Here is a 20,973-nt window from a genome sequence, read left to right on the forward strand (position 1 = left end):
GCACCGCACTGCCGCTGCGGTGCCATCCTCCGGTCGAGTCGGCCGATCTGTCCGCCGATCTGTCCGTCGCTCCCCGTCGGCGTGTCACCCGGCGTGCGTGCCGTGAGTGCCGTGGTGGGCGTGGCCTTCGTGACCGTCACCCCCGGCGTGACCGGCATGCGCGTCGTGTTCGGCGTTTTCCGGCAGTTGCCCGCCCTGCGGCGCGGGACGCGCGGCGATCGCGGTGAACTCCGCGGTACGCACGACTCCTTCGTGCTGGAAGTCCAGGTAGAGCCGGTACGCCCCGGCGCTCGGCGCCGCCGCGTGGAACGCGATCCCGGGACCCGCCGGCGTCACGCCGTCGCCCGGCTCGCCCAGCGGGTGCACGTGGAGGTAGCCGAGGTCGCCCTGCCGCAGCGCGACCAGGTGTCCGTACGCTTCCAGGTACGCCTCCAGGTCGGTCACCGCCTGGCCGTTCCTGGTCACCGACAGCGTCAGCAGCCCGCCGTCGCCGTTGGCGAGGTCGCCCTCGAGGGTCACGGTGTACCCGTCCACGTGCGCGGTCCGGGAGGGTTCGGGCAGCGGAACCGGCTGGTAGACGCCCGAGACGGCCACGTCGGCGCCGAGCGTGAGGCCGCCCGCGGGGTCGCCGGTCGGCGTGAAGTCCGCGAAGATCCGGTGGTCGCCCGCGTTCGGGAAGGTCAGCGGGACGGACCAGGTGCCGTCGGCGCCGAGCACCGGGTGCACGTGCTGGAAGCCGGAGAGGTCCCGGCGGGCGACGATGAGGTGAAGTTCCTTGCCGTGCGAACGGTCGTACCGCGTCCAGGGGTTGCCGTCCGGCCCGATGATCCGGAAGCGGAGGTCGGTCGGCACGCCGACCTGCAGCGGATCGGAGGTCGGCACCAGGGTGTAACCGCGTTCGGAGACCTGGAGGCCGCCCGGAAGCGCCGCGCCGTGCCCTCCCGCGCCGTGGGCGTGTGCGTGGCCGTGGGCCGACTCCGCGGCGGGGGCCTGGGTGTCGTGTCCGGTGTGCGTCTGGCGGTTCATGTCGGTGTTCCCTCCGTGTCTTCCGGAGGCGTCGTCCTCCGTGGTCGTTATTAGATACCCCCAGGGGGTATAGCGTCAACCCGACTCGCGATGCTGTCTCTCGCCCAGCTCGACAGCACTGCACAGGCCTCTACGGCCGGGGGGTATCCGGTGGAGCGCAGAAAGGCGGGAAGCCACCGTCCGGGAGGGCGGTGGCTTCCCGCATGCGATGTGCGGCGGTCTCGAGGCGCGCGGAGGCGGCCGTACGAGCCGCTCGGGTCGGGTCAGCCCCGGCGGCTGCCCCACACTGCGTGCTCGGGCCCGTAGAAGTCGTAGGCCACGCTCGGGTCGGTGTCCCAGATCTGCGTGGCGCGCTCCTCGCCCGTGTAGCGCGGCCACGCGGCGCCCGGGTCGAGGTCGCGGATGAACGCGACCCACGCGCCGTGCATGGCGTCGGCGAGCTTCCGCGGCGCGTCCGGGCCGGTCGACGCCTCGGCGCCCTCGGCGTCGAGGAGGTCGAACGCGAACGGCAGGTCGAGGCAGTGGAACGCCATGCCGCCCATCATCCGCGCTCCCGAGAGCCACTCGAACGCGTAGAGCCAGGTGGGGAGTCCGAGCGCGGCACGGTCCTCGGCCACGCGTACCGCCGAGGCGCGGAACAGGTGGTCGGTCAGGCCCTGGCCGAGGATCTTCGCGGGGCTCGAGCCCTCGTGCAGCCGCAGGTACGCCTCGATGGCGTCCGGACCGAGCCCGACCTGTGCGAGCATGCCGCGTACCGCCTCGATCGACAGGTCGGGCATGCCGAACTCGGCCGCCATGTTGAACTCGTGGTGCGTCGCGCCGAGCATCAGCGGGACAGGGCTCGCGGAACCGTCGCGGATCGCGTCCGGCACCTGCTCCGGGATCAGGTCGCAGTCCGCGAACGGGGCGAGCACCAGCTCGGGCAGTGGCGCCGCGCCCTCGGCCGGTGCCGTCAACGCATCCTGCAGCGCCAGCATTTCGTCGTCCGACAGGTCGCGCAGCGCGGCCACCGTCGCCGGTGTCCCGGTACGCGCGGTCAGGCGCTCGGCGACCGCGAGGCCGTCCGCACGGCTCTGCGGCTCCATGACCGCACCCGACACCGAGATCGCGCCGCGGAACAGGTCGCGTGCCGACGGTGTCGCGAGCAGCGTCTGCACGGCGCCGCCGCCCGCGGACTGCCCGGCGATGGTGACCTTGGCCGGGTCGCCGCCGAAAGCCGCGATGTTGTCGCGCACCCATTCCAGGGCGGCGATCCAGTCGCGCACGCCGCGGTTGTCCGGAGCGCCTTCGACGTGCAGGAAGCCCTCGATGCCGAGCCGGTAGCCGAGCGAGACCACCACGATGCCGTCGCGGTTGAACGCGCGGCCGTCGTACCAGGGGCTCGCCGCCGACCCGGCGACGAAGCCGCCGCCGTGGATCCACACCAGCACGGGCAGCGCGGACCCGGTGCCCGGGGCCGGGGTGAAGACGTTGAGGTTCAGCGTGCCCTCGCCGGGGACGGACGGCTCGGGGATGATCGTCGGCCCCTCGCCGTCACCGAAGGCGCGGCGCTGCGCGGTCGGACCGTACGCGGTGGCCGTCAGCGGCTCGGTCCACGGGTCCGGTGCCACCGGCGCGGCGAAGCGCAGGTCGCCGACCGGCGGCTTGGCGTACGGGATGCCCAGGAAGCGGGCGGACCGGCCCTGCCAGGCGCCGCTGACCGGGCCCAGGGTGGTGGTGACGAGCGGCGGCTGCTGGGTCACGGTGGTGGTCCTTCGCGAGGAGGTCCCGGAAATCCGGCGTTCGACCCGAGTATCAGTCCGGCCGTTCATATATTGCAAGAGTTGAAAAAATAGATGTGACGGCTGTCTCCAGCGCCGCCCGCCACCCCGCCCCCCGACCCGCCGCAGGGCACAATCGACCTCGTGAGAGCCCCCACCGACCGACCGCAGACGGCGCCACCCGCGGACACCGCGGCCGTGCGCCGCCACAATCTGGCGCTCGTGCTGCGGCACATCGCGGCGTACGGGCCCTGCGCACGCACCGAGCTGGCCGCCGCCACCGGCCTCGTGCACGCGTCGGTCACCGGGATCACCGCCGAGCTGATCGAGCGCGGCCTCGTCCGCGAGGTCGGTTCGGCGGCGACGGGCGGGCGCGGTCGGCCGCGGCGGCTGCTGCGGGTGGTCCCGGAGCGGGTGATGGCGATCGCGGTGCAGGTGACGCTCGAACGAGTGGAGGTCATGGTCGGCGACCTCGCGGGAACGGTCGTGCACCGCGTGTCGGAGCCGCACCGCGCGCCGTACGGCTCTCCCCGGCCGCTCGCCGCGGTGATCGCCCGCGAGATCGAGCGGGCGGCCGCGGTGGTGGCGGGGTACGAAGGGGCGCACCTGGCACGGGCCGTCGTCGCGATGGCGGCGCCGGTCACCGGCCCCGGGCACACGGTGCCCGCCGCGATCGACTTCGGATGGCACCGCACCGACCTGCGCGCGCTCGTCGAGGAGCACCTGCCGTCGCTCGCCTGCCCGGTCGACGTCGTCAACGACGCGAACGTCGCGGCGTTGGCCGAATACCACGCGCGGATCGCGGCGACCCGGCCGTCCGGCGAAGCGCCGTACACCGTCGCCTACATCAAGGCCGACACGGGAGTGGGCGGCGGGCTGCTGATCGACGGCCGTATCCACACCGGGTCACGCGGTATGGCCGGCGAGATCGGCCACGTCCCGCTCGCTCTCGACGGCCCCGAATGCCGGTGCGGCGCCCGCGGGTGCCTGGCGTTGTACGTCGGCCCGGAAGCACTGGCCACCGCCGCGGGCCTCGCCGACCTCGCGGCGGCCGACGGACTGCCCGCGGCACTCGCCGAACTCGACCGCCGCCTGCGCGCGGACGACCCGACGGCCGTCGCCGTTCTCACCGGGGCGGGCCGCACGCTCGGCGCGGCCGTCCTGGCGATCTGGGGGCTGACCGACGCGGGCGAGGTCATCCTCGGCGGCTACCTCGCCACGTGGGGCCGCTGGCTCCTTCCCGGCATCGCCGAGGCGCTGGAAGGACGCCGCGCGGTCGCGGACCGTCTCGAACCGGCCATCGTGCTCGGCGTCCTGGGTGGAGACGCGACCTTGCAGGGCGCCCTGCGCATCAGCCGCGAAGCCACCCTCGACGACCCGACAACGGTGCCGATGGCGTAGCTGTACCTCTTCTGCCCGCAGCCCTCGCCGTGCCCGCCTCATGCCCGCTTCGTGCCCGGCTTCGTCCCGTGCTCTCGGTGGGGCGGCCTCAGCAGGTGCTGTGGAAGAGACCGCCGACCCTTCCTCCAGCAGGCGGTTGTACTCCGCGACCGCGGCCGTGGTGTCGGCCACCGGCATGGCGATGTCCTCGTCGCGAAGGAACTCGGCGGTCGAATCCGGGACTTCGTGGCGACGGTCGACCCCGCGCGTCAGCACGACGATGCCGCAGCCCTGCTCGACGAACTCACCGCGGATCGCCGGGGCGGCGTGGCGATCGGCGGTTGCTCACCACGGCGACCGCCATTCGTGTTCGAGGATCGAGTGGAGGATCGAGTCCCGCCAGGCCCCGCGTACGTAGACGTGGTCCCGGATGCGGCCGTCCTCGCTCATCCCCGCCTTGCGCAGCGTCTCGGCGGAGGCGGTGTTGAGGGGGGACCGGGCGGCCCAGATGCGGTGCAGCCCGAGTTGCGTGAAGCCGAGAGCGCAGAGCAGGTGCACGGTTTCGGTGCCGAACCCCTTGCCCCACATGTCGGTGCGCAGCGCGAAGCCGATGGTGGCCGCGAGTTGCGGCTCGATGGCCAGGCGGGTGACCCCGACGATGTCGTCGGGGGCGTCGTGCGGGACGGCCGCGAGGACGTACTCGTCGCGTGGTTCGGCATGGGCCGACGCGATGGCGCGGGCCACGACGCCGTCGACCTCCTCGGCGGACCTCGGTTCAAAGCTGAGGTGGCGCGTGGCCCCGGGATCTCCGTAGATCGCCAGCACCCCTGGGGAGTCGCCGTGGTCCAGTTCGCGCAGCCGCAGGCGCTTTCCCCGCACTTCGACCGAGTTCATGCGGCCGATCTACCCGGGTAGGCGCCGCACGTACCCTCGGAACGGCGGTGTGCGCTCCGCCCGCCTCGGGGCGCGCCCGTCGCGTCGCGCCCCGCACGAACTCGCAAGCCCCCCGTACGGCCTCACTGCAGTTGCGCCGTCGTGGGGCCGGCGGTGAACTCCTCGATCTCCTCCCGGACGTCCGCCGCCGCCCGGGTGCCCAGGAACCGCGCGTCGGACAGCGCGTCGTGCACGCGCCGCACGCTCACCAGGACGCCGAAGTTGCGCTGGTCGAACGGCAACTCCAGAACCGGACGCACGGCCTCCACGGCACCTTCGAGTTCGCCCGCCGCGACGCGGGACAGCGCGAGGTTGGTCTGCGCGCCGGCCTCGTCGCCGAACGCCCATTCCTCGGGAGGGGCGTCGCGGTACGCGGCGACCGCGGCGTCTGCCTGCGCCTGGGCGCCGCGCGGGTCGTCGCGCAAATGGACCACGGCTTCCGCGACGTAGTAGAGCTGGCGGGCGCGCGGGAACGTGAGGATGCCGCCGTAGGAGTCGAGGTCGTCCGGCCGCAGCGCGTCGCGGGTGTCCTCGGCGCGGGCCGCCGCCGCACGGGCGTTCGGCGCGTCACCGAGCAGGGCGTACGCGCGTGCCTCCAGACACGCGAGCCAAATGGACGTGGTGCCGCGGACGTCCTCCCCGACCGCGGTGCCGAGCGCGGCGTACCGGGCGGCCTCCTGGGGCCGTCCCGCCCAGTAGTTGATCAGCGACTGCATGCCGCGCACCCAGGCGCGCATGGCGGGGTGGTCGGCGTTGTCGGCGCAGACGTACGCGGTCCGTGCCTGCATCATCGCCGAGCGCGGATCGCCGACGTCGTGGCTGGCCTTCGCGAGCATGCCCGAGGTCATGCCGGCGAGCAGGTACAACTCCTTGGCCTGGGACGGGCGTACCCGGCCGTGCTCGAGGATCCGGAACGTGGTGTCCTGCACCTCCACCAGATCACCGAGCAGCGTGGGGAGCGGCAGTCTCGGATAGGCGTCGGCGAGGCGCCGTACTTCGTCGTGCAGTTGCGCCAGGGTCTCGGGCACCACGGTGCTGCCCTCGGCTGCGCTGCCGAATCGGAACGCGCGACGTGCGGCCATCTCGACCTGCCTCTCCCGCTCACCGGTTCCCGGGTCGCCCCAGGTGCCGGTATCCAGTGTGGCGGCGAGCGGCCCGGCCCGGGGCGCCGGTTCGACCGTCCGTGCCGCCGCGGAGCGGTGGACGGACAGCGTCGGGACCGTTCGGGGCGACGCGGTGTGTTCGGGCTGTGCAGGGCCGAGGAGTTCGTCGACCGGGTGGTCGAACAACGCCTCCAGGACACGGCATTGGTCGGGGTAGGGGCGAGTCTTCAGCTCGCCGCCGTACCAGCGCTCGAACTGGCGCTTGGAGACCGTCAGTCCGCGTACCCGGCGATCCCCCTCGCGCTCGGCGAGGGCTTGTGCGGCGCGCTCGTAGTGGTGCCGGAAGGTCTCGTAGACCTGCCAGTGGCGGCGGGTCACCAGAACCCGCAGCAGCGTCGGCGCCGTCGTCTCTTCCCTGGAACTCTCAGCCATCGAACCCCCGCGTGGGCGGTGCAGCTCGTCCAGTTTCGACGGTAGCCCCGGGGATCTCCACGATTATCCATCGCGCGAAGACGACGGCGACACGACGGTTCGCATGTCGGCCACCGTGACACGAATACGCCGTGGCGGCGCCGTCGCGCCCCCGGAGGACGGTGGCCACGACGGTAAGACGACGGTATCCGCGCGCGGCGGTCCGGGTGACGCTCGACATATGTGGTTGTGCGGACACGCCAATGACGCCGGGTCCGCACCGGGTGGGTGATTCCCTCGCCGGGTCGCCCACCCGTCACAGGCCGCGTCGGGGACGTCCCCGGCGGGGTCGGCGCACATCTGGAGGTTTTTCGATGGAACCGAACAGGCCTGGCACCGAGCGTACTTTGCGGTCACCCGGGGGCGGCAAGAGCCCGTGGCCCGTCGACGGCGGTGCGCAGTAGTCATGAGCCCTTCGACTCCGCAGAAGACCACGCGGCCGCGGCGGCGTGCGAAACAGGCGTCCACGACCACCGGCCCCACGCACCAGGCGGACCCCGCCAACCCGGACAGCCCGTCCCACTCCGACGGCCCTTCTCCCGCCGACAGCCCTTCCGGTTCCGAGCGCACCGCGCAGCCCGAGCGTTCGCTGTACGCCGTGCGCTCCGGTGAATCCGCCTCGTCCGCCACACCGTCCGTCGCTGCGTCCTCCGTCCCGTCCTCTGTTCCGGCAACGACGCCGGTGCGGAAGGCCGAGCCGCTGAACGGCATCCCTCAGCCGTCGGCACCGTCGCCGGACCCCGACCCCGCCGCGGCCGCGCGCCTCGCCGCCGCGCTGGACCACGCCGCCCGCCTCCTCGACCGCGTCGCGGCCGGGCCGACCGTGCACGGGCGACGCGGCCGCAGCGCGGGCCGGCGTACCGAACTCGCGGGCGGCGGCGTGCCCGCGTGGCTTCGTGTGCTCACCACTCCGGTCGCCAAAGCCGCCGACCGGCGCTGGCAGGGCAACAGGACGGCCGAGTTCGCGTTCGGCGACTTGTTCGGAGACCGGTTCGGCGATTTCGTCGACCGGCGGCCCAAGCTGTTGGATGTGCGCGACTGGACGGACGGCGCGTACGCCTACCGGGCCGAACTCCTCCAGTACGTCGGGGCACCGCGATGCTCGTGGAGCCCCGCGGCGGAGACCCCGATCGACCTGCCCGACGCATGGTGGAGCGACCTGCGGCGCACCCTGGGCATCGTCGCCCGGGCGCGCACCCAGCGCACCATCGTGCACCAGGACTGGATCGACACCCTCGTACCCGAGCAACTCGGTTTCAGGGCACCGACGTTGCGCGCGATGGCGCCGGCCCACGGCTCGCTGCACTGGGCCAATCTCACACAGGGCGCCCCGGACCTCGGTCCCGACCTCGCTGCCGAGGCCGGGACCGAGCCCGGACCGGAACTGCTCGGCTGGGCGGCGTGGGGTCGCGCCCCGTTCGGCTACGACGCGGCGACGCTGTACGCGCACAGCCTGCCGGTCCCGGAGCTTGCCGCGCGGGTGCGTGCCGCGTTCCCCGAACTCGACACCGCGGACGGGCGCGTCGCCGAGATCGTGGTGACCGCGGAACTCCTGCACCGGATCGCGCGGGGGAACCACCGCGGGCTCGACGTCCTGGCGCCGCACCTGCGGGACCAGGCGAGGCGCCTGCGACCGGCCGTCGGCCGCGTCCCCAAACCCAGGAGGGCAGTGCCCGCCTGAAAATGAGTCAGGCCCGACATGTGGGCGCCCCTACACTCCGACGAGACGTTGTGTGACGTCCGCGCCGGTGCTGTGGGGGCGCCGCACGGCCGCGTCACACCCACCACAAGGGAGCCGCGCGGTCATGTCCGACGTACTCGAACTCATGCACGGCACACCGGTCTTGGTGTGCGCTCCGGACGGTGGCGTCGTGGGCGGCGAACACGATGCCACCGACCTGATCGGTGACGCCTTCGGCCACGGCGCAACGTGGGTGGCCGTGCCTGTCGAACGGTTCGGGGACGGTTTCTTCGACCTGCGCACCCGGGTCGCGGGGGACATCGTCCAGAAGTTCGCGAACTACCGCATCGGACTGGCCGTCCTGGGTGACGTGGCCCCCAGGACGGCCGCAAGCAAGGCGTTCCGCGACTTCGTCCACGAGGCCGACCAGGGACGCCAGTTGTGGTTCGTGCCCGATCTCGCGGCACTCCGCGCTCGCCTGGCCCCGTCTGCTGCCGCCGACGGGCCCGTCACCAGCTGAGCGGACTGCCTCGTTCCTGTTTTCCGCGCTCCGCGCTCCGCGTTCCGTTTCCCGCATTTCCCGTGGCCATCGGGCTTCTCGCGTGCCCGTGTGCCTGCGTCCGACCGGGGGCGCTACCTTGACCGTCATGGATGAGACGGCTGCCCTCGACCTGGCCACTGCCCGCTTCCGCGACGCCGAGGCGGCATTTGAGGCTGCCAAGCGCGACGCCGCCGTGGCGGCGGTCGAAGCGCTGCGCGCCGGCATCCGTCCCGCCGACGTCGCGGCCCACTCGCCTTTCAACGTCGCGTACGTCCGCAAGCTGGCGCGCGAGAACGGCATCAGTCCGGCAGCCAAGCGCGCCAGCCGCCCGGTGCCGCCGGGCCCGGACGAGTCCGCGTGACAAATCTGCCTGCTACTGCCCGTAGGGATACGTCTGCTGCGGGTGTGGCGCCTGACCGGGGAACGGCTGCTGCTGCATGGGAACCTGCGGGCCGCCCTGCGCATGCCCGTACAAAACCTGCATCAGGTAGTGCATTTCATCCCGCCACATGCGGTGCACATTGATGCGGCTCGGCTTTTGGCCCCCCGGCAGCATGAACCGGAAGGAGCTGTAGAGCGCGGCGGGCCGGACGTCGCCGATCAGATAGGGCGCCTGGTCGCGCGGGATCGCGTACAGAACCTCGTGCGGCCGCGCAGTCCACTTGCTCGCCCGCTGCACGAGCACGACCTGCTCGGTGACGGTGATGAAGTAGGACTTCACAAAGAGCAGCCACAGCGGCGTGATCATCGCCATCATCATCGGATGGGGCCCGCTCATCGCCATGATCGTGACGACGGGGCGGTCGGTCGGGTTCTGCCGGTAAATGGACTGCCCGACCTGCTGCAGGATCGTGGCTTTGCGCATAGCCATGTGCGGGCCCTCCTCAGGCGCTCGTCGTCCGGCGCAACTTGCCGATCCCGCCCCACGACACCCGCTGGTACGGCGGCAGGGGATCGTCGACCGGTTCGTCGGGCCGCCACGCGACCAGCGGCACCACCCCGGGCTCGACCAGCTCGAACCCGTCGAAGAACGCCTCGATCTCCGCGACCGTGCGGAACCGCCCGCTGCCGAGGCTCCGCAGCATCAACTGCTCCATCGAGGCAGCCTCGGGCCCGCTCGCGCAGAAGTGCGTGAGGTAGAGGTAGCTGCCGGGCGCGACGGCGTCACGGTACGCCGCGACGACCCCGTTCGGGTCCTCGGCGTCGCCGAGGTGGTGCACGACGCCCAGCATCAGCAGCGCGATCGGCCGGGAAAAGTCGAAGAGGTCCGCGACCTCGGGACGGGACAGCACGTCGACGGGGTCACGCAGGTCAGCAGTAGCGACCTTGGTGAACGGATTGTCGGCGAGCAACGCGCGCCCGTGGGCGAGGACGATCGGATCGTTGTCGATGTACGCCACGCGCGCCTTGGGGTTGACCGACTGCGCGATCTCGTGGGTGTTCTCCCCACTCGGCAGCCCCGACCCCAGGTCGAGAAACTGGTCGACCCTTGTTCGGCAAGGAACCGCACGCCCCGCCCCATCATCGCGCGGTGCGCCTGCGCGCCGATCCGGGCACCCGGAAGAACGCGCAATGTCTCGTCGGCTATCGCCCGGTCGACGGCGAAGTTGTCCTTGCCTCCGAGTATCGCGTCGTACACCCGCGCGACGCTCGGCGCGGTCACGTCGATCCCCTCGGGCGCCCAGTCACGCATCGGATCACCCGTCGCCCCATCCGCATTCGCCGCACTCTTCGAACCCTCCAACACCGGTCCCCCGTCTTCCTCTTGCCGGCCCCTCACCACTGCCGAGCGAACCCTAACCCACCCCCCCCAGCGCCCCCACGCAAACAACCCCCGCCCCCGGCGCCTGCGGACAAGGCGATATGGACGAAGCGCAAACTCCGCCGAAATTCCCTCGCGTACCCCGGCAGCCGACAGAGCTGCACCGCCATCACCCTCCAGAGCCGGAAAAGCACCGGGAACCAGGTCAGACGCAGTGCTCAGCCAGTCCCCGCAGGAACCCCAAGCCGAGTCGCACCGACAACTTCCGTTTCATAAGACGGTCGATGACGTCCATGGCGCCCATCGACCCCCGCTCCGCACCGCCCGGCCTCAGGTCGCTCCGATCCGCCTATCGCCGGAGAGCGAAGCGGCCCCGACCGGAAGGGGTCCCGGTCGGGGTCGCTCTTCATGTGCGTGCGTCACCGCGAGGCAGCGTTTTGGGGATCACGGTCTGTGCCAGAGTCTGATGGCGGCGAGGGGGACGGGCGGTGCCGTGGAAGACATAGGCGCGTTGGTCGTAGCGGGTGGACCGCGCGGAAGGCCTTGAGGCGGTCCTACGTTGTGAGGCGGATCGGACGGGCCGTACTCGCGCAAGACGAGCGTGCTGCCGGCCGTCGCGGCTCGTGCTGCGTTCGCGGCGGGCAGACGGTGGCCCCTGGTCGTCCGTGATGACGGGGGATGAGCTGCCATCCGCTCACGAACTGCTCACGCAGACTGGCCCAACGCCGCCCCGTGGTCATGCGCCCAAGCGGCTGTGACGTGAAAAAGGCCAGGTCAGACGGGGTCTGGCCTGGGCCTTGAGGGAGCCCCGAGTCGGGTTCGAACCGACGACTTCCGCTTTACAAGAGCGGCGCTCTGGCCAGCTGAGCTATCGGGGCCGGGGTTGTGCGGTGTCCATTGTGCACTGAGCTTCACACGCTACAAGCCACCGGTCCGGGAGGGCGACGGGTTTGTACCGAACGCGCGAGCGGGGCGGATCGTGGCCGTACGGGGGCGTGTGGGGGGCGGCGGGTTGGTGTGGCGTGGGTGGGCCGATCATGCGAGGCTCGTTTTGGACCGAAAAGTCCGAATACCGACCGCTGTGCCCGTACATTGCGGCGCGCACTGGACCAGGAGGCTCACATGGGGTTCTGGGACGTCATCGGTCTCATCATCGCCGGTTTCATCATCGGCATGCTCGCCCGGCTGTTCCTGCCCGGCAAGCAGAGCATCGGCATGCTGGCCACGATTGGCGTGGGCATCGTCGGCACGCTGGCCGGCTACGGCATCGCCGCCGGGTTGGGGGTCGAAGAGACCAGGGGTGTCGACTGGCTGAGATGGATCATCAGCATCGCCGTGTCGGTGGTCCTGGTGTCGCTGGTCGCGGGGTTCATGCGGAAGAGGGGCAGTTCGCACGTCTGAGCGCAGTAGGCGTGCGCAGGCGTTGACAGGTGGGCTTGCCGAGGTCGGTGAGCGGTGCGGGGTGTCAGGGGGCGGAACCTCAGGTTCCGCCCCCTGACGCATCGTCAGATCGGGTTTGCGATCATGCGTTCATGGCCTCTGGAACCGAGTTGTGGCCAGGTATCGACCTGGCAGACCTGATGGACGCCCTGGACATCGCCGAGGCGGCGCCGGGGCGGTTTCGGGCGCGGAACATCGTGTCGCGGATCCCGACGACGCTCGGGAGCCAGGTGCTCGCGCAGACGGTTGCCGCCGCGGAGCGTACGGTGCCGGGCTTCGCGGTGCAGTCGGTGCAGGGGATCTTCCCGCGCGGCGGCATCGCGGCGCAGCCGGTGTCGATCGAGGTCGAGGTCGTGCAGTCGGGGCGCGCGCTGGCCACGGTCGCGGTGGCGTTCCGGCAGGAGGGCCGCGAACACTCGCGTGCGCTGGTGATGCTGACGCGTGACGAGCCGGACTTCCTGCGCCACCACCGCCCGCTACCGGACGGCATACCCGGTCCCGACGCGTGCGCGGACCTGCCGGTGGCGATGCTGCCGTGGGAGGTGCGGACGTACGGGGGCGCCGATGCGCTGGCACTCGGGCTGGCCGGGCCGCCGACGCTGGACGTGTGGATGCGCTGCACCAAGGTGCCCGACGAGGCGTCGTTGTCGCGGTCGCTGCTGGCGTACGGCACGGAGGGGTTCCTCGGGCCGGTGGCGCTCCGCCCGTACACCGCGGACGCCGTCGCGGCGCTCGGTGGCAAGGGCACTTCGGTGATGCTCGCCCAGAACGTGACGTTCCACGAGCCCTTCTCGATCCACGAGTGGCTGCTGCTGCGCTGCGAGAGCGTGTACGCGGGGCGCAGCCGCATGCACGGCCGTATCCATGTCTACGGGCAGGACGGCCGGCTGGTCGCGTCGGTGTCGGCGGACGGCCTCATGCGTGTGGCGGAGTAGGGGCGGGTGAGGGTGCGCGACGGGGCGGAAGGGTGTGGTGCCCCGCCGCGCGGTTGGTCAGGGGTGCGAGGCGTCGATCAGGTCGGCCGCCCGCTCGCCGATCATCACCGTCGGCGCGTGCGTGTGTCCGCGGTTGATCCTCGGCATGACGGACGCGTCGGCGACGCGCAGGCCGGTGATGCCGCGTACGCGCAACTGCGGGTCCACGACGGCTTCTTCGTCCACGCCCATGCGGCAGGTCCCGACCGGGTGGTAGAGCGTCTCGGCGTGATCGCCGACGTAGCGGTTGAGCACGTCTTCGTCGTCGCTGCCCGGCCAAGGGGTCATCGGGGCCCCGACGTAGCGGCCGAGCGCGTCGGTGTTGAGGAGGTCGGCGGCCCGCCGCAGTCCGGCGACGAGTGTCTTGCGGTCCCCTGGGGCGGTCAGGTACGCCGGGTCGATCGCCGGCGGCGTCGACGCGTCCGGCCCGGTCGCGACGATCGTGCCGGTGCTTTCCGGCTGGAGCAGGATCGCGGCGACCGTGAGGCCGTGTCCGAGCGGCGGTTCGAGGCCGTGGTTGATGTACGGGCCGGGCGCGAAGATGATCTCGACGTCGGGGTGTTCGAGTGACTCGTCGGTGCGGATGAAGGCCGCGGCCTCGCCCACGTTGGAGGTCAGCATGCCCCGCGCGAACAGCATGTAGCGCAGCAGCTCGCGGGGCGAGGGCTTGTCCGCGGCGGCGAGCGTCACCGGTTCGGTGCAGTGCACCACGGCGACCGCGACGAGGTGGTCCTGCAAGTTGCGTCCCACGCCCGGCAGTTCGTGGCGCGGAGTGAGGTCCGCGGCGCGCAGCGCCTCGGGGGCGCCGATGCCCGACAGCATCAGCAGGTGCGGTGAGCCGATCGATCCGGCCGACAGCACGACCTCGCGCCGGGCGGCCACTTGGTGGGTGCGGCCGGAGGCGTCGGTGTACTCCACGCCGGTGGCCCGCAGTTCGTCGTCGATGAGCACGCGGCGTACCGCGGCGCCGGTCGTGACGGTGAGGTTCGGGCGCTTGAGCGCGGGCTTGAGGTACGCGTCGGCCGCGCTCCAGCGTCGGCCGCGGCGCTGGGTCACCGGGCACGGCGCGTACCCCTCGTTGTCGGGGACGTTCATCTCGTCGAGTCGCCGCATGCCGACCTCGGCGCACGCGGCGAGGAACGCCGCGGTGGTCGGGTTGGGGTCGCGCAACTCCTGTATGTGCAGGGGCCCGTCGGTCCCGTAGACGCCGTCGTGGTTGGAACCGCTGCGGCGTTCGGCACGCCGGAAGTAGGGGAGCACATCGTCGTACGACCAGCCGTCGGCGCCGAGTTCGGCCCACCCGTCGTAGTCGGCCCGGTGTCCGCGCACCCACATCTGCGCGTTGATCGACGAGCAGCCGCCCAGCATTCGGCCGCGCGGCCAGTACAACTCCCTTTGCGCGAGCTCGGCTTGCTTGCCGGTGTGGTAGTTCCAGTCGTACGAGGTCTTGAAGAGCTTCGGGAATCCGATCGGGATGTGGATCTCCTGCTTGCGGTCGCGATCGCCCGCCTCCAGCAGCAGGACCCGCGAGGAAAGGTCTTCGCTGAGCCGCCCGGCCAGGACGCAACCGGCCGAGCCGGCACCGACGATGACGTAGTCGTACGTGAGCATGAGACGGCCTTCCCTCGGGTCCGGTGGTTCCGCTGGTCCGGGCAGGCGGAGCAAGGTGCCGTGGGCGTACGCGAGTTGCCGCGCGCAGCGGTCGCGGCGCCGGTCGTGGCGGGTGATGGTCCGCGGTGACGGCGCGCATAGGGCGGCGCACAGTGCGTACAGACAGGAGTCTGACGACTCCGGGGCCGTCGGGGTAGGGGGAGCGGCGAAGTACGTCAAGCGAGCGATCGGTAGCGGCCCCGGAAGTGCAGCAGCGGCTGGCCGGCGGGGCTCGGCAGATTCGCCGAGAGGACCTCGCCGATCACGAGGGAGTGGTCGCCCGCCTCGACGATCTGGTGCGTCCGGCACTCCAGGGTCGCGAGCGCGCCGCCGACGAGTGGGGCGCCGGAGATCGCGCCGTGTTGGTGCGGGACGTCCGCGAACATCAGCCGGTCGCTCACGCGCCCCGGGATCGCGAACCGGCCGGCGACGTGCCGCTGGCTCTGCGACAGCAGCGAGACCGCCCACAGGGGTTGCGCGTCGAAGACCTCGCGCATCCGGGCCTGGCGGCGCAGGCTCACGAGGACCAGGGGCGGTTCCAGCGAGACGGAGAGGAACGCGGTCGCGGTCATGCCGACGTCGTCGCCGCTCGCGGTGTCGCTCGTCTCGTGCGTCTCGTGGGCGGTGACCACGACCACTCCGGCGGCGAAGCGGGAGAGCGCGGCCTTGAAGGCCTCCGGGTCGACGGACGACGGCGAGGCGGGCTGCGACATGGGCTGCGGTACGGACGGCTCTGCGGGCTCGGGGATCTCCACGGCCCCCAGCCTAGGGAGTTTGAGGACCCGACCTGGGAGCGCCGCGGCCCCCGGCCGGTCGTCGGCACCGGCGGGGCATGGCGTATCGTCCCGAAGTCATCGACTCATGACTTGTCAGGCGGGCCGGACGGACCGGGAGAACCGGGGGAAGGGACCGCGCGACCGGTCGTGAGGGGCGGGCCACAGCACAGGCTGCCCCGAGGCGCGGGACAGGACGTACAAACGGCACGGCCAGGCACGGCGGGCAAGCAGGCACGACAGGCGAGCAAGCGGCGCGGCAAGCAGCACGGCAAGCGGCACGGCAAGCAGGCACGACGGCCGGCACCACGATCGGCCGGCACACGCGATCTGGGGGCACGGCCATCGAGCACCACAACCGCGACCGGGACGCGCGGGAGCGCAAAGACGAGGTCACAGGCACAGGCACAGGCGTAGGCCGCGACAAGCCCGGACGTACCGAGCCCGGCGGCCGTGCCGCGGCTGCCCGCGCCCGGGCGCTGCTGCCCGTCCTGATGTTCACCTCGGTCGCGGTGTCGGTCATGACCACCCTCGGGGCACCCATGGTCCCGACGATCGCGCGCGAGCAGGGCGTGTCCATCGACAGCGCGCAGTGGATGCTGACCGCGACCCTCCTCACCGGGGCCGTCGCCGCACCCGTCATGGGCCGCCTGGGCGACGGGCCGCACCGGCGCGGGGTGATCCTCGGGGCGCTCGGCTGTGTCGTGGCAGGCGGCGTTCTGGGGGCCGTGGCGCCCGGGTTCGCGTGGCTGGTCGCGGGGCGGGCCCTGCAAGGCGCCGGACTGGGCATCATGCCCCTCACCATCGCGGTCGCGCGCGACCACCTCGATCCGGCGCGCATGCGGTCGGGCATCGCCGCCCTGTCGGTCACGACATCTGTCGGTGCGGGGCTCGGCTATCCGGTCACCGGCTTCATCACGCGCGAGTGGGACTACCGGGCGGCCTTCTGGTTCGGCACCGGCATCGCGGCCGTCGCGCTGACCTTGGTCGTCCTGGTCGTCCCGGTGGGATCGGCCGCGCGGCGCCGACCGCTCGACATCCCCGGCGCGCTGCTGCTCAGCGGCGGTCTGACGTGTCTGCTCCTGACGGTGAGTCAGGGTGAGCGTTGGGGCTGGGGATCGGCCACGATCCTCGGGCTCGGCGCCGGTGCCGTGGCGCTGTTCGCATTGTGGGCGTGGCAGGCGTTGCGGGCCGCCCATCCACTGGTCGAGTTGCGCCTGCTGGCCAACCGCGAGCTTCTGACGGCCGATGTGGCGGCGGTTCTCGTCGGCATCGGGCTCTACATGACGATGTCGCTGATCAACCTGTACGCCCAGGTTCCTACCGAGACGGGGTACGGATTCGGTCTTTCGGTGGTGGGTGCGGGACTGGTCCTCATGCCGCTTTCGCTCGGCAGCCTGGGCGCGAACCGGCTCGCCGAGCTGTTCGCCGCCCGATTCGGCATGGGGCCGGTGCTGCCGCTCGGTTCGCTCGTGGTGGCCGCGGACATGGTGTTCCTGGCCTTCTTCCGCGACCACTTGTGGCAGCTGGTGACGGGCGCGGTGCTGCTCGGGGTGGGGGTCGGCACCACGTTCGCGGCGATGCCGGCGCTGATCGTCAAGGCCGTCCCGCCGCACGAGACGGGCAGCGCGACGAGCCTGAACGCGGTGCTGCGCTCGGTCGGCGGCGCCATCGGGTCGGCCTCGATCGCGGCGCTGCTGGCCGCGTACACGCCCGCCGGCGGCGGAGCGGCCGAAGACCGCGGGTACACCGCCGCGTTTTTGGTTGGCGCCGCCGCGTGCGTGCTCGGCGCCCTGGCCGCCGTTGTTCTTCCCGACAGACGATCGGGAACGTCGGCCGGATCGCCTCCCGTCCGAACGGTCGAACAGGTACCTTCGAGAGCCCTCAACGGCCCAGGCGAAGGAATCACCCGGTGAACAGCTCGGCTACCGAACGTGCGATGACGGAACGGCCGCGCAGGCGCGACGCCGCCGCGAGTCGCAAGGCGCTGCTCGACGCCGCCCGCGCGCTGTTCGGCGAGCGTGGGTACGACCGTACGACTCTCCGCGACATCGGGGACCGGGCGGGCGTCGACGCCGCCCTTGTGGCCCGCTACTACGGCAACAAGGCGGGCCTGTACCTCGCCGCGATCGAGGAGGACGGCCAGGACGCGGCGTCGGCGCGCCGCGATCTCGCGCGCGTCGGGGCGCTCGCCGACTTCCTCGCCGCCCGCATGGACGACCTCGGCGGTCCCGGACCGATGTTCCGGGCGGCGCTGGGCGAGGAAGGCCACGAGGCGGTGCGCGGTGAGGCGTCGGCCGCCGTACGCCAGTCCATGGTCGACCCGATGGTGGAGCGCATCGTCGAGCGGACCGGCGTCGAGGAACGCGTCGCCCGCCGCCGCGCGGAGTTCGCGGTGGCCTCGCTGATCGGCGCGGTCGTCATCCGACCGGGCGGGTTCTTCCCCGAGCTGACCAACCTCTCGCGGGACGAGCTGGTCGGCCTGGTCGAGGAGGCCTTCGGCGGGATGCTGGGCGAGCAGCCGAACGACTAGGCGTACGAACGGCGGCCGCGCATATCGCGGACGTCGCGGATCCCGGCCTCCAGCGCGACCGAATCCGGCGCCAGCGGCGTGACGGCGCCCTCGGAGTCGCCGTCCCACCACGCGCCCTGACCGGCCGTCAGTACGGTCGCCCCGCTCTGCCAGGTGCCTGCGAGCACGTACAGCAGGCCGGATCCGCCGGCGCGCGGTGTCGTCTCCGCGGCGGTCCGGCGCACATCCGCGGCCCATGCGCCGCGCATCGTCATGATGTTCAGCACCCGGCACGCGCCGCCCCCGAGCGAGGCGCGGATCGGGAGGTCTCCCGAGAAGGAGAAGGGCTCGCCGACGCGGACCAGTTCGTGCGCGGGCACGGCGTCGGCGGACAAGGTCACCCCGTCGCCGGCGAGGAGCGTGATCGTACGGTCGACTCCGGGGAACGCGGAGAACGGCCCGTCGGCGGCGATCGTGGCGACGCTGGCCCGCCACCTGAAGCCGTGGCCCTCCCCGGGCGAGTACGCGATCTCGCGCGTGTCCCCGCCCCCGTTGCGCCAGGGACTGACCGGCAGCGCCGCGACGTCGAAGAACCGCAACCGTGCCTCCGCGGGCGATCAGGGGGTGACCGGGTGAGTGGCCACGTAAGTGAGTGGCCACGTGAGCGAGTGACCAGGTGGGTGACCAAGGGGGTGGCCAGGCCCAGGGGCCTGCCGGCGACCAGGTCGACGGCAGGTCATCGGCAGTTCGGAGACCAGGTCAAGGACCGGGCAACCGACCGGGCAACCGACCGGTCGACCGGTCAGGGCACAGACGGTACCCCCTGCGGCGGGTGCGCCCGCGCGGGGCCCGCGCGTGACGACGGCGTGCCGGACGACGACACATAGGCGCGGGGCAGCCGGCGGGCCGGAGGGAGACAGACCGAGGCAGCCGGGGCCGTCCGGCGCGCGGCCGTCCGGCCCTCCGGCTCAGGGTGTCCGCGCGGCCATGATGTCGTCGACGAGTTGCTTGCGCTGCACCTGGCCGGTGGCCGCCGTACGCGGCAGCTCGTCGGCGTAGAAGACCCGCCGCGGGTGCTTGTGCGAGGCCAGGCGGCCTTCGCAGACCTTGCGCAAAGCGGCGGGGCCGGGGATGGACGCGGGGTCCTCCGGGACCACCACAGCGCAGACGACCTCGCCCCAGGTGGTGTCCGGCAGGCCGATGACGGCCACCTCGCGGACACCTTCGACGGTGGCGAGGACGCTCTCGACCTCGGCCGGCGCGACGCTCTCGCCGCCGGTGCGGATCAGGTTGCGGGTGCGCCCGGAGATGCTGAGGTACCCCTCCTCGTCCGTCGTCGCCATGTCACCCGTGCGGTACCAGCCGTTCTGCAGCGCCTCGGCGGTCGCGTCGGGGTCGTCGAAGTAGCCGTCGAAGAGCAGCGGTCCGCGTACGCACAGCTCGTTCTCGGGGGACAGCGCGAGGTGCTGGAAGATGCTGGGCACGCCGCAGCTGCCCGGCTTGCGGAGCACGTCGGCGCCGTCGAGGGAGGTGACGTTGCCCGCCTCGGTCGACCCGTAGAACACGCGGAGGGTGGCGTTGGGCGCGGCCTTGGTGATGCCCGACAGCAGTTCCGGCGTCGTCGCCGAGGTGCCCGTGTCGGCGAAGCGGAGCGAGGGGAGCGTGCCGTCGCCGGTGTCGGCGAGCTGCTCCTCGGCGAGTGCGGAGAGCACGCGTTCCCAGACCGCGGGCACGCAGTTGAGGCGGGTGGCCTCGTGCCGGCGTACCGCGGCGACGATGGACGCCCCGTCGGTCTGCGGTACGAGCACCAGCGTGTCGCGGGCCTGCCACTGCTGGAGCGCGATGGTCCACGCGCCCATGTGGAACATCGGGTAGACGCACACCATCGTGCCCCGCGGTTCGAGCTGTGAGCCGGGATGGGTGCGCAGCACGTTGACGCGGTGCGACAGCACGACGCCCTTGGGCTTCCCGGTGCTGCCCGAGGTGAAGAAGATCGTGTGCGGGTCGGACTCGTCCGGCTCGGCGCAGTCCGGTGCCTCGGCGGGCTCGTCGGCGGACGCCTCGACCAGCTCGGCGAGGCCGACGTGGGCCACGCCGACGGCTTCGGCGACCGCCTCGCCGTCGACGCGCGCGTCCGCGACCACCAGGGTCGGCCGGGCGGCCCGGGTCAGCGCCTCGGCCTCGTCGGCCGGCAGCGCCGGGCCGATGGGGACGTAGACGGCGCCGATCCGGGCCAGTGCGGCGAAGACCGGGAGGACGTCCAGCGACGTGGACGCCCAGCACACGACGCGGTCGCCCTTGGCGACGCCGAGGCCGAGCAGGGCGTGGGCCGTACGGTTGCCGGCCTCCGCCAGCTCCGCGAAGGTGAGCGTGCGGTCGCCGAGGATCGCGGCGGCATGGCCCGGCACCGCGCGCGCGGCGCCCGCGAAGACCTCCCCGATGACGAGTCCCTGCCCCACCCCGTACCTCCCGTGTCGTGCGCCTTGGTGCAAGATCTGGCCCCCGTACGCTAAGCGCCGGACCGCATGCTGGGAAGAGCCGTTTTCGCCGCCCCGGGCAACCCGGTTCAGGCGTCCTTGAGTTCGACGATGATCTCGTAGTACGGCCGCTCGCCGACGTTGACGGCCGTTTCCACGCCGCCGCGCTTCATGGGCACGACGACACCGGGGACGACGTCCGCGGCGAAGTACTCCTTGTACTCGCCGGCGGTGTCCGGTTCGGGTTCGACGGCGATGCGGTCGCCGCCGATCTGCACGAGGTAGTAGTCGAGGTCGTGGCGGTGCACCGCGCTGCGCTCGCCGGGGGCGAGGGCGAGCTCCCAGATGCGGACCTTGTCGTCCTCGAAGAGGACCCTGCTGCCGATGCCGCCGAGTTCGCGGTCCATGGTCGGCCTCCTGCTGGTGTGGATGGGCGGGTGAGGAGAGGTGAGCTGTCGCCGAGACGACGTGTCACGACAGGAAGGTTGGG

General features: G+C 72.1%; 18 protein-coding genes, 1 tRNA gene and 1 pseudogene. 8 read left to right on the top strand and 12 right to left on the bottom strand.

Annotation, left to right across the window (positions count from 1 at the left end):
* Positions 1-84: 84 nt before the first annotated feature.
* Positions 85-1,026: a DUF8832 domain-containing protein gene (locus AB0C36_RS33355; RefSeq protein ID WP_358361653.1), complete on the bottom strand. Its 942-nt coding sequence runs from the start codon at positions 1,024-1,026 to the stop codon at positions 85-87.
* 263 nt (positions 1,027-1,289) lie between these two features.
* Positions 1,290-2,768, bottom strand: a complete 1,479-nt coding sequence (locus AB0C36_RS33360) for a carboxylesterase/lipase family protein (RefSeq protein ID WP_358361656.1) — start codon at positions 2,766-2,768, stop codon at positions 1,290-1,292.
* Positions 2,769-2,930: 162 nt separating this feature from the next.
* Between AB0C36_RS33360 and AB0C36_RS33365 the strand changes: the two genes are divergently transcribed.
* Positions 2,931-4,187, top strand: a complete 1,257-nt coding sequence (locus AB0C36_RS33365) for an ROK family transcriptional regulator (protein WP_358361658.1) — start codon at positions 2,931-2,933, stop codon at positions 4,185-4,187.
* Positions 4,188-4,511: 324 nt separating this feature from the next.
* Here the strand turns inward: AB0C36_RS33365 and AB0C36_RS33370 are convergent, their stop codons facing one another.
* Together AB0C36_RS33370 and AB0C36_RS33375 are read right to left on the bottom strand one after the other, a co-directional pair.
* Positions 4,512-5,060, bottom strand: coding sequence for a GNAT family N-acetyltransferase (locus AB0C36_RS33370; protein WP_358361660.1), 549 nt, complete (start codon positions 5,058-5,060; stop codon positions 4,512-4,514).
* 122 nt (positions 5,061-5,182) lie between these two features.
* On the bottom strand, positions 5,183-6,634 hold the full coding sequence (locus AB0C36_RS33375; RefSeq protein WP_358361663.1) for an NsdA family TPR-like regulatory protein: 1,452 nt from the start codon (positions 6,632-6,634) through the stop codon (positions 5,183-5,185).
* 445 nt (positions 6,635-7,079) lie between these two features.
* Between AB0C36_RS33375 and AB0C36_RS33380 the strand changes: the two genes are divergently transcribed.
* From AB0C36_RS33380 to AB0C36_RS33390, 3 genes are all read left to right on the top strand, one after another.
* The gene (locus tag AB0C36_RS33380) at positions 7,080-8,354 is read left to right on the top strand and encodes a hypothetical protein (RefSeq protein WP_358361666.1); all 1,275 of its coding nucleotides are present in this window, start codon (positions 7,080-7,082) and stop codon (positions 8,352-8,354) included.
* A 124-nt stretch (positions 8,355-8,478) separates the two neighbouring features.
* Positions 8,479-8,874, top strand: coding sequence for a DUF4180 domain-containing protein (locus tag AB0C36_RS33385; RefSeq protein WP_358361669.1), 396 nt, complete (start codon positions 8,479-8,481; stop codon positions 8,872-8,874).
* Between the two features lie 127 nt (positions 8,875-9,001).
* Positions 9,002-9,256, top strand: coding sequence for a hypothetical protein (locus AB0C36_RS33390; protein WP_358361670.1), 255 nt, complete (start codon positions 9,002-9,004; stop codon positions 9,254-9,256).
* A gap of 12 nt (positions 9,257-9,268) precedes the next feature.
* Here the strand turns inward: AB0C36_RS33390 and AB0C36_RS33395 are convergent, their stop codons facing one another.
* The 3 genes and pseudogenes from AB0C36_RS33395 to AB0C36_RS33405 form a co-directional block, all read right to left on the bottom strand.
* Entirely contained in the window at positions 9,269-9,766 is a 498-nt protein-coding gene (locus tag AB0C36_RS33395) for a hypothetical protein (RefSeq protein WP_358361672.1), read from the bottom strand.
* A gap of 13 nt (positions 9,767-9,779) precedes the next feature.
* Positions 9,780-10,588 (bottom strand): annotated as a pseudogene (locus tag AB0C36_RS33400) (SAM-dependent methyltransferase).
* A gap of 873 nt (positions 10,589-11,461) precedes the next feature.
* Positions 11,462-11,535 (bottom strand) — tRNA-Thr (locus tag AB0C36_RS33405).
* A 244-nt stretch (positions 11,536-11,779) separates the two neighbouring features.
* Here AB0C36_RS33405 and AB0C36_RS33410 point away from each other — a divergent pair.
* Together AB0C36_RS33410 and AB0C36_RS33415 are read left to right on the top strand one after the other, a co-directional pair.
* Positions 11,780-12,058: a GlsB/YeaQ/YmgE family stress response membrane protein gene (locus AB0C36_RS33410; protein ID WP_358361675.1), complete on the top strand. Its 279-nt coding sequence runs from the start codon at positions 11,780-11,782 to the stop codon at positions 12,056-12,058.
* A gap of 131 nt (positions 12,059-12,189) precedes the next feature.
* Positions 12,190-13,032: an acyl-CoA thioesterase gene (locus AB0C36_RS33415; protein WP_358361678.1), complete on the top strand. Its 843-nt coding sequence runs from the start codon at positions 12,190-12,192 to the stop codon at positions 13,030-13,032.
* 57 nt (positions 13,033-13,089) lie between these two features.
* Here the strand turns inward: AB0C36_RS33415 and AB0C36_RS33420 are convergent, their stop codons facing one another.
* Together AB0C36_RS33420 and AB0C36_RS33425 are read right to left on the bottom strand one after the other, a co-directional pair.
* The gene (locus AB0C36_RS33420) at positions 13,090-14,682 is read right to left on the bottom strand and encodes a GMC family oxidoreductase (protein ID WP_358361681.1); all 1,593 of its coding nucleotides are present in this window, start codon (positions 14,680-14,682) and stop codon (positions 13,090-13,092) included.
* Positions 14,683-14,897: 215 nt separating this feature from the next.
* The gene (locus tag AB0C36_RS33425; RefSeq protein WP_358361715.1) at positions 14,898-15,434 is read right to left on the bottom strand and encodes a flavin reductase family protein; all 537 of its coding nucleotides are present in this window, start codon (positions 15,432-15,434) and stop codon (positions 14,898-14,900) included.
* A gap of 554 nt (positions 15,435-15,988) precedes the next feature.
* Here AB0C36_RS33425 and AB0C36_RS33430 point away from each other — a divergent pair.
* Both AB0C36_RS33430 and AB0C36_RS33435 read left to right on the top strand, forming a co-directional pair.
* Complete coding sequence (locus AB0C36_RS33430; RefSeq protein ID WP_358361682.1) at positions 15,989-17,410, top strand: MFS transporter; 1,422 nt, start codon at positions 15,989-15,991, stop codon at positions 17,408-17,410.
* Positions 17,407-18,027: a TetR/AcrR family transcriptional regulator gene (locus AB0C36_RS33435; protein ID WP_358361685.1), complete on the top strand. Its 621-nt coding sequence runs from the start codon at positions 17,407-17,409 to the stop codon at positions 18,025-18,027. Before AB0C36_RS33430 ends, AB0C36_RS33435 begins: the two co-directional genes overlap by 4 nt.
* Here the strand turns inward: AB0C36_RS33435 and AB0C36_RS33440 are convergent.
* The 3 genes from AB0C36_RS33440 to AB0C36_RS33450 form a co-directional block, all read right to left on the bottom strand.
* Positions 18,024-18,605 (bottom strand): HutD/Ves family protein, encoded by a 582-nt coding sequence (locus tag AB0C36_RS33440; RefSeq protein WP_358361687.1) that lies wholly within the window; start codon positions 18,603-18,605, stop codon positions 18,024-18,026. The genes AB0C36_RS33435 and AB0C36_RS33440 overlap by 4 nt on opposite strands.
* Positions 18,606-18,974: 369 nt before the next feature.
* Positions 18,975-20,465, bottom strand: a complete 1,491-nt coding sequence (locus AB0C36_RS33445) for a class I adenylate-forming enzyme family protein (RefSeq protein WP_358361689.1) — start codon at positions 20,463-20,465, stop codon at positions 18,975-18,977.
* A gap of 107 nt (positions 20,466-20,572) precedes the next feature.
* Entirely contained in the window at positions 20,573-20,890 is a 318-nt protein-coding gene (locus tag AB0C36_RS33450; protein ID WP_358361692.1) for a cupin domain-containing protein, read from the bottom strand.
* Positions 20,891-20,973: the final 83 nt, after the last annotated feature.

It is taken from the genome of Streptodolium elevatio (assembly GCF_040649515.1).
GTDB lineage: Bacteria > Actinomycetota > Actinomycetes > Streptomycetales > Streptomycetaceae > Yinghuangia > Yinghuangia elevatio.